This is a genomic window from Pyruvatibacter mobilis (genome assembly GCF_012848855.1).
Lineage (GTDB): Bacteria > Pseudomonadota > Alphaproteobacteria > CGMCC-115125 > CGMCC-115125 > Pyruvatibacter > Pyruvatibacter mobilis.
In genome coordinates this window covers 769465-787102 of the sequence record NZ_CP051630.1, presented here as the reverse complement: position 1 = coordinate 787102, position 17638 = coordinate 769465, and the positions used below count along the sequence as shown (strand labels likewise).

General features: G+C 65.6%; 11 protein-coding genes and 1 riboswitch. Of the genes, 4 read left to right on the top strand and 7 right to left on the bottom strand.

Annotation, left to right across the window (positions count from 1 at the left end; all coding sequences use genetic code 11):
* Nucleotides 1-52: 52 nt before the first annotated feature.
* From HG718_RS03620 to HG718_RS03600, 5 genes are read right to left on the bottom strand one after another with little or no spacing between them, the layout of a single operon-like run.
* On the bottom strand, nucleotides 53-616 hold the full coding sequence (locus tag HG718_RS03620; protein WP_160588598.1) for a cob(I)yrinic acid a,c-diamide adenosyltransferase: 564 nt from the start codon (nucleotides 614-616) through the stop codon (nucleotides 53-55).
* Between the two features lie 12 nt (nucleotides 617-628).
* Entirely contained in the window at nucleotides 629-1429 is an 801-nt protein-coding gene (locus tag HG718_RS03615) for an ABC transporter ATP-binding protein (RefSeq protein WP_160588599.1), read from the bottom strand.
* Nucleotides 1426-2412 carry a FecCD family ABC transporter permease gene (locus HG718_RS03610; protein ID WP_160588600.1) on the bottom strand — a complete coding sequence of 329 codons (987 nt, stop codon included), beginning with the start codon at nucleotides 2410-2412 and terminating at the stop codon, nucleotides 1426-1428. The genes HG718_RS03615 and HG718_RS03610 overlap by 4 nt, the downstream gene beginning before the upstream one ends.
* A complete protein-coding gene (locus tag HG718_RS03605; protein ID WP_160588601.1) occupies nucleotides 2409-3221 on the bottom strand; it encodes an ABC transporter substrate-binding protein in 813 nt (270 codons plus the stop codon). Before HG718_RS03605 ends, HG718_RS03610 begins: the two co-directional genes overlap by 4 nt.
* Nucleotides 3222-3246: 25 nt before the next feature.
* On the bottom strand, nucleotides 3247-5298 hold the full coding sequence (locus HG718_RS03600; RefSeq protein ID WP_160588602.1) for a TonB-dependent receptor: 2052 nt from the start codon (nucleotides 5296-5298) through the stop codon (nucleotides 3247-3249).
* Between the two features lie 171 nt (nucleotides 5299-5469).
* A riboswitch (cobalamin riboswitch) is annotated at nucleotides 5470-5694 on the bottom strand.
* 240 nt (nucleotides 5695-5934) lie between these two features.
* Between HG718_RS03600 and HG718_RS03595 the strand changes: the two genes are divergently transcribed.
* The gene (locus HG718_RS03595; RefSeq protein WP_160588603.1) at nucleotides 5935-7230 is read left to right on the top strand and encodes a cytochrome P450; all 1296 of its coding nucleotides are present in this window, start codon (nucleotides 5935-5937) and stop codon (nucleotides 7228-7230) included.
* A gap of 86 nt (nucleotides 7231-7316) precedes the next feature.
* A complete protein-coding gene (locus HG718_RS03590; RefSeq protein WP_160588604.1) occupies nucleotides 7317-9386 on the top strand; it encodes an NADPH-dependent 2,4-dienoyl-CoA reductase in 2070 nt (689 codons plus the stop codon).
* A 7-nt stretch (nucleotides 9387-9393) separates the two neighbouring features.
* Here HG718_RS03590 and HG718_RS03585 read toward each other — a convergent pair whose 3' ends face one another.
* Nucleotides 9394-10464 carry a universal stress protein gene (locus HG718_RS03585; protein WP_160588605.1) on the bottom strand — a complete coding sequence of 357 codons (1071 nt, stop codon included), beginning with the start codon at nucleotides 10462-10464 and terminating at the stop codon, nucleotides 9394-9396.
* A complete protein-coding gene (locus HG718_RS03580; protein WP_160588606.1) occupies nucleotides 10461-12236 on the bottom strand; it encodes a cation:proton antiporter in 1776 nt (591 codons plus the stop codon). Before HG718_RS03580 ends, HG718_RS03585 begins: the two co-directional genes overlap by 4 nt.
* A 409-nt stretch (nucleotides 12237-12645) precedes the next feature.
* On the opposite strand from HG718_RS03580, the gene HG718_RS03575 reads away from it, so the two are divergent.
* Together HG718_RS03575 and HG718_RS03570 are read left to right on the top strand one after the other, a co-directional pair.
* Entirely contained in the window at nucleotides 12646-14019 is a 1374-nt protein-coding gene (locus HG718_RS03575) for a vWA domain-containing protein (protein ID WP_160588607.1), read from the top strand.
* Nucleotides 14020-14115: 96 nt separating this feature from the next.
* Nucleotides 14116-17637 carry a hypothetical protein gene (locus HG718_RS03570; protein ID WP_160588608.1) on the top strand — a complete coding sequence of 1174 codons (3522 nt, stop codon included), beginning with the start codon at nucleotides 14116-14118 and terminating at the stop codon, nucleotides 17635-17637.
* Nucleotide 17638 lies beyond the last annotated feature (1 nt).

The window sequence follows — 17638 nt, the reverse complement described above, 5'->3', positions numbered from 1 at the left end:
AAGCTTTCTTTATATCAATTCAAGGCACGGCCGGGTGAGCCGTCTTAGCCCGTCAGGTGTCCGCCCCTCCCGGCACCCACAACACGTCGCCGCGCCCGCCGTCATTGGCGTCCCGCGCCATGACGAACAACAGGTCGCTGACCCGGTTGAGATACTGGCCGATCAGCGGGTTGATCTCGGCTTCCGCCGCCAGCGCCCACACATCGCGTTCCGCACGCCGGGCAATGGTGCGCGCCACATGCAGATGCGCGGCGGCCACCGTGCCGCCCGGCAGCACGAAGGACGACAGCGGCTGAAGCCGCCCGTTCACCTCCGCCACGGCCTGCTCCAGCGCCTCGATGTGGCGCGCGGTCATGCGCAGGGACTGCTCAGTCTTGGCGCTGTCCGGCACGGTAATGTCCGCCCCCAGATCAAACAGGTCGTTCTGGATGCGCTGCAGCAGCCCGGCCACCCCCGCAGCACCCATGGCCGCCGCCAGCCCGACTGCTGCATTCAGTTCATCAACACTGCCCTGCGCCACAATCCGCGCATCCGCCTTGGAGACGCGCGTGCCGTCAGCCAGGCTCGTCTGCCCATCGTCGCCTGTCCGCGTGGTGATAGAGGTCAGCCGGACCATGTCATCATCCTTTCAGGAACCATCTTGCGCGGATGTTCCGCCGTCGAACCGCGCCAGCAACTGGCCGTCGATCCGCGCAACAGAGCATGGCGCGCCATAGGCACGCGCCAGCACACCGGCTTCGAGAATAGCGCGCGGGCGCCCCTGGGCAATCACCCGCCCCTGCGCCAGCACGATCACCCGGTCACAAAACCTGTCCGCCAGCGCCAGATCATGCAGCGCCACCAGCACTGCCGCACCGCGCGCCGCCTCACTGGCCAGGATGCGCATCACATCCACCGCATGCGGCGGATCGAGATCAGCTACCGGCTCATCGGCGATCACCACGTCATGCCGCCCGGCCAGAAGCCGCGCCAGCATGGCGCGGGCGAACTCACCGCCCGACAGCGTGTCCACGGGCCGGTTGGCGAACGGCTCAAGATGACAGGCTGAAAGGGCTGAGATGACTTCCGGGGCGCGCCGTGCGGTCTCGCTGCCCTGCCACCAGGGCAGATGCGGCAGGCGGCCGAGCGCTGCAACCTGTGTAACGGACAGGGCCCATTCAGCACGCGGCCGCTGCGGCAGATAGCCAAGCCGCTGCGCCCGCACCCGCGGCGGCAGGGTCTCGACACGTGCGCCGGACAGCACCACCTGCCCCGCATCCGCCGCCTGCACGCCGGCAAGACACCGCAACAGAGTGGACTTGCCCGCACCATTGGCCCCAAGCACGCCGACGACCTCGCCGCCGAACGCCGTCAGCCCCGCCCCGTCCAGCACCGAACAGCCGCCATAGGCAAGCGATAGACCACGCGCTGCAATGCTGCCGCCGCTCATGCGCCGCCCCCATGGATCCGTGCCCGCATCACCAGCCACAGGAAGACGGGCGCGCCGAGCAGCGAAGTCAGCACGCCAAGCTGCAGCCGCGTCCCGTCAAAACCCACCCGCAGCACAATGTCCGCGACCAGCACCAGAAAGGCACCGCCGATCATCGACGGCAGCAGCAGCGCCCCCGGCCGCGCGCCGACGAGAGGCCGCAGCGCGTGCGGCACCACCAGCCCCACAAAGGCCAGCGCGCCGACAACGGCACCAACGGCACCCGTACCCACGGCCACACCGACAATTGCCAGAAGGCGCACCAGCGCGGGCCGCATGCCCAGCGTCTCTGCCGTGTCATCCCCCAGGGCCAGCGCATCAAGCCCCCGGCCCAGCGGCAGCAACAGCAGCACACTGACCAGCGCAAACGGCGCGACCAGCCACACATCCTGCCGGGTTGCAGCGTCCAGCGTCCCCATGATCCAGGTCAGCGCTTCAGCCACGGCGAAGGGGCTGGGCGCCAGCGACAGGGCCAGCCAGGTCAGCGCCCCCACAAGCGCACTGACGGCAAGCCCTGCAAGAATGAGCGTCGCGGGCGGCGGCCGCCGTCCGGCAAGCCCCATCAACACCAGCATGGCCAGCGCCGCCCCGCCAAGGCCGGCCACCGGCATGGCCAGCGGCGCCATGCCCGCAAGCCCGAAATAAAGCGCACCAACACCGCCCAGCGCCCCGGCACCCGAAATGCCTAGCAGGCCCGGATCAGCCAGCGGGTTGCGCAGCAGCCCCTGCAGCACCGCCCCGCCAAGCCCCAGCACACCGCCCGCCGCAATCGCCAGCAATGTGCGCGGCGCCCGCAATTCGAACAGGATGAGATCCGCCGCCTGCGGATCAAGTGCCGTTCCGGACCCAATCAACAGCCCCGCCGGTCCAGCGACAAGGGACGCCGCGCAGGCCGCCAGCAGCAGCACCGCAAGAAACAGGGACACCAGCACCGACCGGGTCATCGTGCTTGCCCTTCCGGCGCGGCAAGCGATGCCGCCAGCCGTGCCGTTTCCACCGTGCCGCAGATCAGCGCGGACGGCGGCACGGATTTGATACGTGTTCCGTGGACCAGTGCCGGATGGCTGAACAGATGCTGCGAGCGTGAGGGCGCCGAGGCTTCACCCCGCGCCACGAGCACCAGGTCCGGCGGCGAAGCCACGACCCGCTCAAGCGACAGATAGGCCTGCCCGCCAAAGGCCGGTGCCATTGCCGCATTGGCAAGGCCCGCATGGCGCAGCACGTCGCCGCCCAGCATGCCCTCCCCATGCACCAGCAGCCCGGTCGCCAGCAGCAGGGCGTCGGTTCCGGATGGCGCTGCGGGCGCGCCCAGCACAGCGTCAAATTCCGCCGCCAGCGCCTGGGCGCGGGTTTCAGCCCCCACCGCACGGCCCATCGCCAGATAGGCGGCGGGCACGTCAGCAAGGCTGGCTGGCTCCGGCACCCGCAGCACCGCAACGCCTAGCCGCTCAAGCTGGGCCACCAGCCGCCCATGGCCGAAGCCACCGGCAACGACCAGATCAGGCTGACGCAGCAGGATCGGCTCCAACGCCGCAGGCACGGCCTCAACGCTTTCCGCCGCCCGCCAATGGACGGACAGCGTCCGGTCGGTCGCCAGCGACGACACCGCCACAAGACGTTCCCCAAGGTCCAGCGCCAGCACGATCTGGTCCGTACACAAATTGATCGAGACGATCCGCTCCGGCGCACTGCCGGACGCACCTGCAGCCGGGGCGGCATGCACCACCCCGGCCGCCAGCAGGACACCCGTCACGAGTGCCCTGAGCCTATGGCCGCGCCTAGAACGCAACCGATGCTTCCACATAGGCAGCCCGCCCCGGCAGCGGGAACGCGCCATAGCGGTTGGCATTGGTGTCGGACGCCGCGGCACTGGTGAAATAGTCTTCATCCAGCGCATTCCGGATTTCGCCCTTGAGCGCCACATTGCCGATGGTCCAGCCCAACGCCACGTCGAGCAGGTCATAGGACGGGATCTCCGGGAAAATACCTTCCTGATCATTGATCATCCGCTGATCGCCGACATAGCGCCAGTTGAGCGAAGCCCACACATCATCCCCCGTCCAGTTGAGGCCGACGCCGCCGGTCCATTCCGGCACCACCGGCACCTCGTTGCCGTCAAACGGCCCCTTGGTGAACTCAGCTTCGGTGTAGGTGACGCGCGGTGCAAGCTCAAACCCCCAGCCCAGCGGCGCGCGGGCCTCGGCCTCCACGCCACGGCGGCGGGTGTCATCAAGATTGGTGTTGAACCCGAACGTGCCGATCGTATCCGGCGTGAACGCGATCTGGTCCTTCACATTGATCTGGAACGCCGAGACGCGGGCATCGACCGGCCCCACGGAGAACTCCGTACCCACTTCGACATCCCAGGAGGTCTGGGTGTCGAGATCGAAACTGATCGGCTGGAAGGTGATCGGGTCAAGGCGCGTGCCCACCCGCTCGTCGATGGTCGGCACCCGCACCGCATGGCCGCCGCGGACAAACACTTCCACATCGTCGGTCACGTCATAGGCAAGGCCAAGATTGCCCGCCCAGTTGGTTTCCTTGTCGCGCACCCGCGCGGCGGTATTCTGCGGTGAGTCCAGTTTGATCTCGGTACGGATCACCCGCACGCCCGCGTCCAGCGTCAGGCGGTCCGTAAGACCCAGATCACCCTGGCCGTAGAGGGCCATGGACGACTGCCAGCCATCGAAGTCATTGCCGCCGGGGAAGCCGACGAAGCGCTGTTCCACCTCGCCCTGGGAGTAGGACAGGTCAATGCCGGTGATCGCGTTGAACGCCATGCCGCCCAGCGTGCCCGAATAGGTGACGCGCGGTGTGAGGGTGGCGGTGCTGACAGAGCGGTCGTCAAGCTGGAACTGGAAGTCGCTTGAGGTGACGCTGCGACGGTAGCCCGCATCGACCGACAGCTTGAGACTGTCACTGAGCTGGCTTTCGACACCGGCCTCGAGGCGCGCGCCGCGCTCTTCGGCCCCGTCTTCCGGCGTCTGCGCGCCGCGCGGATTGGTGCGCACAAGGTCAAGGCCGGTGGATGTATCCACCAGCCGGTTGCCCGGCAGGCCCGTTTCCTCGGTGTTGTAGGTCGCGCTCAGGCGATAATCCGTCGCACCCCGGTCAATGCTCACGACGGCCGAATAGACCTGCCGCGTCAGCTCATTGTTGTGGCGGTAGCCATCGCTCTCGGTCACATCCGCAGACAGCGCCACATGGGCAGGCTTGCCGCCCCACTGGAACAGGCCCTGCGTGCGGCGGAAGCCGAAGCTGCCGCCGGTGGCGGACAGCGTCACGCCTTCTTCCTTGTCGCCGCCCTGGGTCACGATATTGATCGCCCCGCCGACGCCGCCCTCACCATAGAGCACCGATGCCGCCGAACCGCGCAGCACCTCGATACGCTGGATGGACGCGCGCGGCACCAGCGAGAACTGGACGCCCGACAGGTCGAGATCATTGATCTTGCGGCCATCCACAAGCACCAGCACGTTCTGTCCGGCCTGTTCACCGAAGCCGCGGATGTCCACGGTCGCGGATTCATTGCCGTTGCCGAACAAGTCGCGGATGTGGAGCCCCGCTTCGGTTGCCAGGATCTCCGGAATGGTCAGCCCGGGATGGCGGTCGATGGCTTCCCGCTCCACCACCGTGACGGAGGAGGACGATAGGCCGGCGCTCAAGCGGCTGGCGGAGGTGATGATCGGCGGCAGCTCGAAAGCGGAAGCCAGATCAATCTCGCCCCCCTGCCCGGCCCCGTCCTGGGCGAATGCGGGCGCAGCGATAGCGACGCCCATAAATGCAGATACAAGTGCCGTCCCGGCACGCAGTTTGGTGATGAGCCCCATGAGCCCCAATCCCCTCTTCTCAAGACCCGGCAGGCCTGAAGCCACGCCGGATGGCCCGAGGAAGGAGAAGTGTCGGAAAACACATCGTCCGCCTGCCCGGGCGCCACGTTTCAGTTAAAACGCAAACGCCAGGCGGAACTCCGCAAGACCCGCGCCCACCGCGCGCCGTCTTAGGCGATGCTCGCACCGGCAGGTCTCCTGGCTTGCGGGTCAAAGCGCCATGTGAAGACCGCCTTCCCGGCTGCCGGATATCTCCGGACGGATGCCAGTGGCGTTGTGGCCTTCGCGCTCACCGCTCACAGTTGCGGGGGCAGCTGCGGACTGGGCCTCGCAGGAGGCCGCACCGCATTCCCTTTTCATCGCTGTCTCCAGCGAACCGGTGGTCGCCCCGCTTTTAGCCGTGCCCTCCCCGCGCGCGCAAGCCATGGCGCGCCGGCGATCCTTAAAAGCGGCTTTTCAGCAACGGGCCGCATGCGCCTCGTCTGCAAGTCGCGGATGACGCTGCGTCACCCGCTAAACCACTGGCAGACAACCCGCTTTTCGCCCACGTTTGGCGGCGAAAGCTGTTGAAACAGGGCCATATCCCGGCCATCATCGAAAAAACTGCACACAGCGTCCATTTTTCGGGAGGACCCCATGATCGACCCCAACATCCCCCAGGAGATCGCCCAGACGATCGTCGACCCCTATGCCTATCAGGACGGGGACCGGGTGGATCAGGCCTTCGCCACCCTGCGCCGCGACATTCCGCTGGGCGTGGCGCAGCCCAAGGGCTTCGAGCCGTTCTGGGTCGTCACCAAGCACAAGGACATCCTCCATATCGAGCGCAACAACGAGCTGTTCCACAATGGCGACAAGGCAACGACGCTGGTGGATGTGAACACCGACGCCGCCGTACGCGAGATGATGGGCGGCTCGCCCCACCTCGTGCGCTCGCTGGTGCAGATGGACAATCCCGACCACAAGAACTACCGCGGCATCACCGCCGACCAGTTCATGCCGCAGGAACTGAAGGCGCTGGAAACCCGCGTCCGCGCCATCGCCAAGTCCTTCGTCGATCACATGGAAGAGCTGGGCCGCAAGAATGACGGCCAGTGCGACTTCGCCAAGGACGTGGCCTTCCTCTACCCGCTCCATGTGGTGATGGAACTGCTTGGCGTTCCGCAGGCGGATGAACCCAAGATGCTGAAGCTCACCCAGGAGCTGTTCGGCGCCGCCGACCCGGAACTGAACCGCACCGGCGAGGAACGCGGCGACCCCAAAAAGGCGCTCGAAGCCCTGTCCGGCACCGTCGCCGAATTCATCGAGTACTTCACCACGATCACCGAAGACCGCCGCGCCACCCCACGCAAGGACATCGCCAGCGTCATAGCCAATGGCAAGATCGACGGCGAGCCGCTCGGCGTGCTGGAAGCCATGAGCTACTACATCATCGTCGCCACCGCCGGCCACGACACCACATCGGCCACCACCGCCGGCACCATGTGGGAGCTGGCCAAGTCGCCGGAGAAATTCGCCCGCGCCAAGGCCGAGCCCAAGCTCGTCCCGCTGATCGTCGAGGAATCCATCCGCTGGACGACGCCGGTGAAGCACTTCATGCGCTCAGCCACCCAGGACACCGAAGTCGGCGGCCAGGAGATCAAGAAGGGCGACTGGATGATGCTCTGCTACCCCTCCGGCAACCGCGACGAGGACGTGTTCGACGACCCGTTCGATTTCAAGGTGGACCGCCAGCCCAACCGCCACATCGCCTTCGGCCACGGCGCCCACATCTGCCTTGGCCAGCACCTGGCGCGGATGGAAATGCGCGCCCTGTGGGAAGAGTTGCTGCCGCGCCTCGAGCACGTGGAACTCAATGGCGACCCGCAGCGCATGGTGGCCAACTTCGTGTGCGGGCCTAAATCCGTACCCATCAAGTTCAAGATGGCCTAAAACGTAGATCAGCGACGCGCAAAAAGCGGGGCGGCGGCACATAACAAGAAGCGCCGCCCCTTTGTGACTTTCAGGGAGGTTATTGAATGTCCGCTCACGCCACGGATCCGTCTGCCACAAAGCCGGGCGACACGCTCTACCCCACCCTGTTCTCACCGCTTGATCTCGGCCACACGCGCATCAAGAACCGCGCCCTGATGGGCTCCATGCATACGGGCCTCGAGGAAGCCGAAGGCGGCTTTGAGCGCATGGCCGCTTACTATGCCGAGCGCGCCCGCGGCGGCGTCGGCATGATCATCACCGGCGGCATCTCCCCCAATCTCGAAGGCGGCCTCGGCGCCAAGCTCTCGACCTCCGAAGAAGCTGCCCAGCACCGCCTCATCACCGATGCCGTGCATGAGGCCGACCCGGACGTGAAGATCTGCATGCAGATCCTCCACTCAGGCCCACTCGCACCGCATGAAGGCTGCGTCGCCCCCTCTCCCGTCCGCTCCCGCATCGCCCGCTTCATGCCCAACGAGCTGGACGCCGACGGCATCGAAAAACAGCTCAACGACTTTGCCAATTGCGCCGCCAAGGCCAAGGAAGCCGGCTATGACGGCGTCGAGATCATCGGCTCCGCCGGCTATCTGCTGTCGACTTTCCTGGTCGAAAAGACCAATCAGCGCACGGATGAGTATGGCGGCTCCTACGAAAACCGCATGCGCTTTCCGCTCGAAGTCGTGCGCCGCGTCCGCGCCGCCGTGGGGCCGGACTTCATCGTAATCTTCCGCATCGCTGCCATGGACATGCTGCAGGGCGGCATGTCCTGGGACGAGATCGTGATGCTCGCCAAGCGGCTGGAGGCCGAAGGTGTGAACATCATCTCCACCCACTTCACCTGGCATGAAAGCGCCGTGCCGACGATCGCCACCATGGTGCCCCGCCGCGCCTTCTCGTCAGTGACGGGCCGCCTGCGCAAGGAAGTGTCGGTGCCCTGCATCACATCGAACCGCATCAACATGCCGGACGTGGCCGAGCAGGTGCTGCTGGATGGTGATGCCGACATCGTGTCCATGGCCCGCCCCATGCTGGCGGACCCGGATTTCGTCAACAAGGCGCGTGACGGCCGCGCGGACGAGATCAACACCTGCATCGGCTGCAACCAGGCCTGCCTCGACCACACCTTCGGCGGCAATCAGGAAGTCTCCTGCCTGGTCAATCCACGCGCCTGCCACGAAACCAAGCTCGCCTACCTGCCGGCGAAGGAGAAAAAGAAGATCGCCATCATCGGCGCCGGCCCCGCGGGCCTGGCCTACGCGGACGTTGCCGCCCAGCGCGGCCACGACGTCACGCTCTATGACGCGGCGTCCGAGATCGGCGGCCAGTTCAACCTGGCAAAGAAAATTCCGGGCAAGGAGGAGTTCTACGAGACCCTCCGCTATTTCAATCGGATGATCGAGAAGCACGGCATCGACCTGCGGCTCAACACCCGTGTCTCCGCAGGTATGCTGCAGAATGAGGGTTTCGACGAGGTCATCGTCGCCACCGGCATCAAGCCGCGCACCCCGGAGATCGAGGGCATCACCCACCCCAAGGCCGTGAGCTATATCGACGTCATCACCGGCGCCAAGCCCGTCGGCAAGACGGTCGCCATCATGGGCGCGGGCGGCATCGGCTTCGACGTGGCAGAGCTCATCACCCACAGGGGCAAATCCGCCGCGCTCGACATCGATATCTTCGCCAAGGAATGGGGCATTGATTTCAAGAACCACCCGCGCGGCGGCGTCACCGGCGTTGAACCGCAGGTGGAGGCCGCTGACCGCACGGTCTATCTCATGCAGCGCAAGACAACCGGCGTCGGCAAGGGCCTGGGCAAGACCACCGGCTGGACCCACCGCCTCGCCCTGCACCGCCGCGGCGTGATGATGATGAACGGTGTCGACTATCTGCGCATCGACGATGACGGCCTGCACATCCTCGTCGGCAACGAGCCCAAGACGCTTGACGTGGAGACGGTCATCATCTGCGCCGGCCAGGAACCCCTCCGCGACCTCTATGACGAGCTGACAGAGGCAGGCCTCAACGCCACCCTTGTCGGTGGTGCCTTTGAAGCCATGGAGCTCGACGCCAAGCGCGCCATCAACCAGGCCTGCTACCTGGCAGCCGCGGTCTAGGCGTCACCTAGCCACGCACCGGACTGCGGAAGCCCGGCGGCTTCACGGCCAGCACGGCCCCGTCGACGGCGGTCAGGATGTCCTCCGCCGTGTTGCCGATGATGACACCGGGAATGCCGGACCGCCCCACCGTCCCCATCACCAGGGCCAGCGGATGCACCCGGTTGGCCTCCTCGGCAATCGCGTCTTCCGGCTGCCCCTGAAGCAGGCGCGTGGTGATGGAGGGCTTTGTCCCCTGCACCCTCCCCAGCATGTCACGCGCCACACCGGCCAGATCATCCAGCCCCGCATGGTGCCGGTTCTCCGCGTCCTTCACATAATGCCTCAGCTGTGCCGGGGTAATGCCGGGCGAGGCCCGCTGCAGCAGCCCCTCCGCCGGTGCCTGCCACACATGCACGATCACCAGCCCTGCCCCATGCGCGAGCGCTATGCGCAGCGCTGACACCATGATCTCCCGGTTGAGCGCATCCTGCGCGCGCACCTCATCCGCATCATCTTCCGGTGTCTGAAACGCATCGAAATCAACCGCCGCCATAACCACCGGCGTCCTCTCAGGCGCTTGAGCAGCCCCCTGACCTGTCGGCTTCCGCAGGATCCACACCGGACACGGACATTTCCGCAACAGATGCAGGTCCGTGCTGCCGAACACCTGCGCATGCAGCGCTGACGTGTGCGACATCGGCTTCACCACAAGCTCGATGTCCCACGCCGCCGCATGGCGAATGACGTCGACAAAGATCTTGCCGGTCACAACCTCAAGCTTGCCGGACACGCTCAGGCCCGCCCGCTTGATGATGGCCTGCACATGCGCCAGCCGCTCCTGCCGCCGCAGCTCGTCCAGCGTCTCCTGCGACGCCCCGCCAATGATGCGGATCAGATCCTCCCCCGGCTCGCGCTCCACCACCGACAAGACCGACACGACAGGATCCGCCCCTTGCGCCCGCGCTGCCTCCGCAAGGCTCGCCACGTGGCGCAAGGCGTCAACATCCTGCGGCCCCCCGGTGCACACGGCCAGCATCCGTGAGAACATCAGTCCGGGCCGGTTGCCGGATACGGCATTTGGTGAATGCGTGGTCATGCTGACTTCTCCTTGGCTTGCGACGGCACGTCGCTGGGCGTGACGTCAGGCAGTGACATTTGCTCCAGCGGATCCTGCGGGTTGATCCGCAGCGGCCGTGCGGCCCCCAGTATAAGATCGGTCGCCTCCTCAGCGGCGTCCTGAAATGGTTCCAACACCAGCGAGACACCGGCGTCTTCCAGCGCCGGGCGCATCGCCGGCTGATGGCACACCGCCGCAATCCGCCCGTCATACCCTGCCCCGCGCAACGCAGCAGCCAGCGCCAGCCGCGGATCATCCTGGGTCAGCGAGGCCGAGTGATCCGGCATGGTGGCCACCGCATATGTCAGGCTTCCCAGCGGCAGATGCGCCACATATTCCGGGTCCGTCGCATCACCATAAACGACGTTGAGCCCGGCCTTGCGCCAGGCGGCCGCCGCCACAGGGTCAAAATCCACCCCGAGCACATGCGCGCCCCGGTTCATCAGCCGCTGCATGATCGCGCCGCCATAGCGCCCCACCCCGAAGACGATCACGTCCGGCGCTTTGCTCCCCACATCAACAGCGCTCAAGTCTTCGGGCATCCCGTGCCCCTTGTCGATCAGCGCCAACAGCGGTGCCATCCGCTCATACAGCCAGTGGGAATAGGTAATCATGTAGGTGGAGGCCGCGATGGTGATGAGCCCGACAAGCGTCACAAGCCCCATGCCTTGCCCGGTCACGTGCCCGAGCGACAGCCCCATCGCCATGAAGATCAGCGAGAACTCGGAAATCTGCGCCACCGTCAATCCGGCGAGAAATCCCGTCCGGGCGCGGTAGCCCATGGCGCGCATGATGATCAGCACGATGAGCGGGTTGCCGATGAGTACGAACAGCGAGAACACAATCGCCGCGCCCACACTGTCCCCGAGGATGGCAAGGTCCAGCGCGGCCCCCAGCGAGATGAAGAAGAACAGCAGCAGGAAGTCCCGCAGCGCCGCCAGCCGCGCCGCAATCGCCTCGCGGAACGGCGTCGACGCCAGCGACACCCCGGCAAGCAACCCGCCCAGCTCCTTGCCGAACCCCAGATAGTGCCCCACCGCCGCCAGAAGCGCCGCCCAGCCGATGGCAAAGGCAATCAGCAACTCAGGCGCCGCCGCCATTCGCGTCACCAGCGGCGTTGCCACAAAGCGGATGAACAGCCCCACCAGCCCGACCAGCGCCGCCCCATAGACAAACACCATCATCACATCGAGAAGACCGCCCTCCCCGTCGGCCGCCCCCGCCCCCTGGCCGATCGCCGACAGCACAATCATCGCAGCGACCACCACAAGGTCCTGCACGATCAGGAATCCCAGCGCGATGCGCCCATGCAGCGAGTCAATCTCGCGCTTGTCCGACAGCAGCTTGACGATGATGATCGTCGACGAGAACGTGAGCGCAATGCCCACATAAACGGACGTCACCCAGTCAAACCCAAGCGCCAGCGCGATCAGGAATCCGAAGGCAGAGGTAAACGCCACCTGCCCCAGCCCGGTCACCAGCGCCACCGGCCCCAGCGTCCGCACAAGCTTCAGGTCGAGCTTCAGCCCCACCAGAAACAGCAGCACCGCAATGCCCAGTTCGGCCAAGAGGTCGATATGCGCGTCCGACCGGGCAATGCCCAGCACCGACGGTCCCGCCAGCACGCCAACGGCAATGAAGCTGACGATCAGCGGCTGGCGCAGCAACAGCCCCGCAAAGCCGACAGCTGCGGCCAGCACAAGCAGCGCGGAAATTTCATAGAAGACGTATCCGGAAACAATGTCTGCCATAGCCCTACGCCGTGGCCAGGGTCACCGCCTGCCACGCACCGAATATGGACGGCCTATTGCTCCCCCGAGCAATCGCGGCTGATACCTGCCGCAGACCCAACACATCGTCCGAATGAACTCGGCCAGAGGATACAATGGCGACCGTCTGTTCGTCATCGTATTTCAGCGGGCCCGCATGGCAATCAAACCGGAAGCGGCATGCCGGAAGACCACTTTTTCGCCCATCGACCCGCTAATTCGCCGTATCGGCATTTCATCATCACTATTGATGATGAAACCCTGAATTATTGGCGGTACTCCTGATTTAGCGATTGCTCGCCCGGGACCTCGACGGGGTCTGCATCCATTGCCGGTGCACCACCCCGCCGTTAGGGTTTTGCCGGGTGCACGCCATTTTGGGGAGAGAATGATGCGTTTTCGCGCCGCCATCTCGGCATTTCTGGTTTCCGCCGGTCTGACAGCCGCTGCCCTGCCCGCAGCTGCCGCGACCAATGTTGTGTATATTCTCGATGCGTCGAACTCCATGTGGGGCCAGATCGACGGAACGGCGAAGATTGAGACGGCTCGGGAGGTCATGGGAGATCTCCTGGCCAATGTGGCGGAGGGCACGACGGTGGGCCTTCTCGCCTATGGCCACCGCTCCGAAGGCGCCTGCGACGACATCGAGGTCCTGTCGGGCCTTGGTGCTGAAACGCCGGAGGCGCTTCTTGCCAAGCTCAACGAGCTGAAGCCCAAGGGCAAGACGCCCATCGCCGGTGCGCTGCAGGCCGCCGCAGGCGTGTTTCCCACCAATGACGCCAACAACAACGTCATCCTCATCTCCGACGGCATCGAGACCTGCAGCGGCGACCCGTGTGCCGTTGCTGCCGACCTTGCCAAGGGCGGTGTGGACACCAAGGTGCATGCCGTCGGCTTCGACGTGGATGATGCCGCCCGCGAGCAGCTTGAGTGTATCGCGGAAAAGGGCAACGGCTCCTACTACAATGCCGGCAATGCGGATGAGCTGAAGGTGGCCCTGGCCGAGGTGAAGGAAGTGGTGGAAGCCGCCCCCGAGCCCGCCCCGGAACCGGAGCCCGAGCCTGAACCCGCTGAACCCACCCTGGCGCAGTTCTTTTTCGATGGCTTCGACAGCGAGCTGAGCGAAGACTGGGTCGTCAACAACCCGAACCCCGACGCCTTCATCGTCGAGGACGGCAATCTGCTAATGATCAACAGCACCATTGCCGGGTTCAACAGCGACACACCGCAGAACCTCATTGTCCTGAAGCGCGACCTGCCCAAGGGTGACTGGGATGCCCACTTCACCTTCACCGGCGAGTTCAAGACCGGCAAGGACAACGTCACCTTCGGCCTCTTCAAGGATAGCGCCAACTATCTTGCCGGCCGCTTCTGGAGCAATGCCGGATGCTGCGGCTGCAGCCATGCCGGCGTCGGCATCTACAAGAACTCCGGCGGCACGATCACCAAGTTCGAGCGCCCCGTCATCGGCAATGCCATTGGCTGCGGTGCCGGCATGTCGGCGGAACGCCTGACAAGTGAGCTGACGGAGAATGAGACCCGCCCAATCCGCCTGTCCCTGCACAAGCGCGGCCGCAGCTACCATGTGAGCTTCGACCGGGGTGAGGTCGCAGAAGACGGCACGAAGATCGTCGTCGAGACCGACCCGCTCACTTCCCTGCGCGCGCCGGGCGAGATCGCCTTCCTGATCGGCAAGTGGAAGCAGGCCGACGGCGAAGTGCTGATCAATATCGACTCCGTCGAAATCGTGTCCGTGTCCGAATAGGACGCTTCCGGCACGCAACGCGACATCGCGGCGGAAGTCCTCACCGGGGCTTCCGCCGTTTTGCTTTCAAGGCACTGCCAACAGGGGATCAGGGTCATGGGCCGACACGCCATGAAGGGCACAGCCGTCGCCGCCACACTCATGCTCATAGTCATGGGCACCGGCATGGGCATGAGCATGGGTATCGGCACCCATACACAGGCCAGGGCGCAGGAGCTTCCGGACCTCGACCTGCCGGAGCTTGTGCTGCCCGAATTCGAGCCCGTTCTGCCCGAACCGCTTCCCCTGCCCGAGCCGATAGAGATGGAGCCGATGCCGGTGGACCCGGCCCCGGGTGAGACCGCCGACACCACGCCCCGCCCGAGCGACATCTACAGCGCGGAAAAGCGCAAGGTCTCTGACATCGAGACCCAGTCCTATTCAGACCTGGACGGTGCAAAGGCCCAGGCCCGTGACCTCAAGACCGAGCTTGCCTCCCGCCGCGAAGTTGAACAGGCCAGCGCAGAAAGCTACCAGCGCCGCGCCGATGGCTGGAACGAATTGGCCGATGGCAGCGAGGCGGACGCTGACAAGAACCGTCAGCGCGCCGACGACATTCTGGCGGGCATCAATGCAAGCCTCACGGACGAGGAGAAGGCCGAGCTGCGCCGTCAGGCAGAATTCTGGCGTGACCTGGCCGCAGGCGACGACAAACGCGCGCAGGAACGCCGCGCCGAGGCATCCAAGCAACTCAAGGAAGGGGAAGTCTTCCGTGACCGCATGGCATTGCTGGATGACCTGATCGCCCGCCTCGACAAGGTGCTGGCCCGCGAACCAGAGGAAGACAAGCTGGCCGATGCAGGCGGCGGCGATAAGGCCGGGACGGATACCCCCGCTGAAGAACCCGTCCGCGCTGACTATGAAATGGGCCTCGGCCAGAGCTTGGGCATCTGGCGGCCTGATGACGCACCGGACGAGGTGATGGTCGTCGTCCAGAAAACACCGGACACGGACAGCCGCGCCCTGGAGCTGCACACAGCCGACCGGGTATGGCAGGGCCTCTATCACGACCTTGGCGGCAGCGGTGACCGGGCAACAGAGCCCCGCCTCACCTTCAGCTACATTCCCAAGGCCGAGGAGATGAACCCCGAGATCCCCGACGCCGCGCGCAAGGCGGTGGAAGGAGACCTCGTATGGCGCATCGAAGCCTTTGAAAGCGGCAGTGCCGCCAACCCGGCCCTCGCCTTCAACTTCTTCCGCGGGCGGGTGCGCTGGAAGGATGACGCACCGCAGGAGGCGCGGGTGGATGGCGACGGCCCGCCCAAGCGCTTCGAGGCGCGCCAGGACACGGTGCTCGCCACCCGCCTTGCCGCCCCCACCCTGCTGTTCGTGCGGCTTGCCAACAAGCGCCACGACCCGTCCCTGCGCAGCCTCGAGGCAATCACCCGGGGCATGCCTCTGATCATCAACGTGGTGACAAGCGGGTCGTCCGCCAAGGAGATCGGGTCGAGCCTTGCGGTTGATGTCACATCTGAATCCGGCGGCAGCACGAAGCTCACCCTCACCCGGCAGCGGGTGACGCCGGACAATCGCGTCATCTATGGCCATAGCGGCGTCATCACCATTGGCGGTGACGCACCGGAGCGGGAATACGCCCCCTTCGCCGCCCCGCCGCGCCGCATCTACGGGTGGATCGTCTCAGCCCTCGGCGTCGGCGAGGTCGAGCCCGGCCCCCGCCTCAGCGTGCTACCGGACAATGGCGACGAGGTGGAGTTCCGCTATGGCGATGCGTCCCAGCGGTTTCCCGTCTATGCCACATGGGTGCAGCGGGCAGTTGCTCAGTATGAAGAGCAGATGACCACCATGGCCGCCACCTATGGCGGTGTGCTGGCCTCAAGCCAGCCCGAGGCCATCAAGGCCGAAGCACGCGATCGCCTGCGCATGCTGGCCAACTACCAGCGCCTGAGCCAATCCGAGCACCTGACCGACCTGCACCGGATGGCGATCGCCGAGGCCTATCTCGGCCGCCCCAATGGCCGCCGGCTGCTGGCTTTCAGCAAAACCAAACTTGAAGAGATCCACACCACCGTGCGCCGTGGCGAGGCGGCCTTCGGCGAGCCCGATGTGATTTCATCCGCCACCTGGATGGCGATCTGCGGGACCATGAGCTCCAAGAGCTACGCCCTCTCCCTGCAGGCACCGGAGATACGCGGCCGCGCCGCCACCAGCGAGGAAATTGGTGACGCCATCCAACGCGAAGCCCTGGCGGCCCTCGGCCATACAGGCATCAATGCGGTGAAGGCGCTGGACGAGGACGGGCTCGACTGGGTGCACACGCTGGAGCGCCAGTGCCTGGACCGGGTGCTGGTCCGCGTCAGCCGCAATCTGCTGAACCGTGCCCTGAAGGATTACGGAACGTCGCTCGCCTTCGGTCTCTATGAAGGCATCGCCATGGCGTCCGGCGCCGACGACATCGCCATCGCCTTCTTCGAGACCGACATTCACGGCAACAAGGTGCCGCAATATTCCCTGCCCTGGTGGGTGTCCACCCTGTCGGTGGCGGTCGAATGGGCCGGTGCGCTGGACGAGGTGGTGACCCTCGGCCGCAAGAACGTGGACGCAGACATCTGGCGCGCAGCCGCCCGCAACGTGGCTGATGACGTCTCCTGGTCAGACGCGCTCATCGACAAGACCATGAAGCAGGTGACGCGCTACTTCCCCACCACACCGGCCATCGGCAACGACGTTCGCACCATCATCCGCCGCGCCGACGGTGCCGTGGAGGAACTGCCGGAACTGGCCGAGGACGCGCTGGACGCCCTGCCCGCAAGCCTGACCCCCGCCCAGAAGAAACAGACGGTCACCGACCTCATTCCCCTCGAAGAGGTGGACGAGGTAATGCCCGCCGCCGCAAAGCCGCGCTACACCGACCAGGTGCGCGAGGCCGGCGACCCGCTGGGCTCAGCGCTCGGCACCGGCCTGCACAATCCCGGCACAAGGGCATATGAGATCAACCCGCAGACGGGCGTCGCCAACTGGTATGGCAATGACGCCAAGCCGTTGGGCAATCTGGGAGCGGATTTCTGCCAGATCGGCAATGAGCATGCCTGCGAGGGCCTCTCCGCCGCCTACATGATCTTCCAAGAGGAAAAGCTGATCCTCAACGAAGGCGCCATGCATGGGGAGATGCTGCGGGCCTTCGTCCAGCGCAAGGTGGGCCAGGGCTTTGACGCCGCCACGGCGACCCGCGCTTTCATCGATGCGGGCTTCGGCCATTTCACCGGCTACCGCGCCCGCGACATCGCCTACTACCTGCGCAGCCGCGGCTATGAGGTTCATGCCTTCAACCCTGCGCGGCGGGGCCGCTATTCCCTCGCCATGCTGCAGAGCGCCATCCAGAAGGGCTACAAGCTGCGGGTCGGCATCCGCAAGCCGGGCCAGATCGCCGGCGGCCATGCCGTGGTGGTGCAGTCCATCGTCGAGGACAGGTTCGGCCGCATCAAGGACGTGGTGTTCTTCTGCCCCACCCAGGGCGGCCTTCTGAAGATGAAGGCGTCGAACTTCGAACGCTGGATGATCCAGAACATGGATTACGACGTGGTCTACGCCATGCGCCGGGTGAACCCGCCGGTGAACTGAC

Bases quoted from the DNA above. Each gene is read 5' to 3' on its own strand.
- HG718_RS03610 (WP_160588600.1), bottom strand. From the start codon at position 2,412: ATGACCCGGTCGGTGCTGGTGTCCCTGTTTCTTGCGGTGCTGCTGCTG.
- HG718_RS03590 (WP_160588604.1), top strand. From the start codon at position 7,317: ATGTCCGCTCACGCCACGGATCCGTCTGCCACAAAGCCGGGCGACACG.
- HG718_RS03585 (WP_160588605.1), bottom strand. From the start codon at position 10,464: ATGACCACGCATTCACCAAATGCCGTATCCGGCAACCGGCCCGGACTG.
- HG718_RS03595 (WP_160588603.1), top strand. From the start codon at position 5,935: ATGATCGACCCCAACATCCCCCAGGAGATCGCCCAGACGATCGTCGAC.
- HG718_RS03615 (WP_160588599.1), bottom strand. From the start codon at position 1,429: ATGAGCGGCGGCAGCATTGCAGCGCGTGGTCTATCGCTTGCCTATGGC.
- HG718_RS03620 (WP_160588598.1), bottom strand. From the start codon at position 616: ATGGTCCGGCTGACCTCTATCACCACGCGGACAGGCGACGATGGGCAG.
- HG718_RS03575 (WP_160588607.1), top strand. From the start codon at position 12,646: ATGCGTTTTCGCGCCGCCATCTCGGCATTTCTGGTTTCCGCCGGTCTG.
- HG718_RS03570 (WP_160588608.1), top strand. From the start codon at position 14,116: ATGGGCCGACACGCCATGAAGGGCACAGCCGTCGCCGCCACACTCATG.
- HG718_RS03600 (WP_160588602.1), bottom strand. From the start codon at position 5,298: ATGGGGCTCATCACCAAACTGCGTGCCGGGACGGCACTTGTATCTGCA.
- HG718_RS03580 (WP_160588606.1), bottom strand. From the start codon at position 12,236: ATGGCAGACATTGTTTCCGGATACGTCTTCTATGAAATTTCCGCGCTG.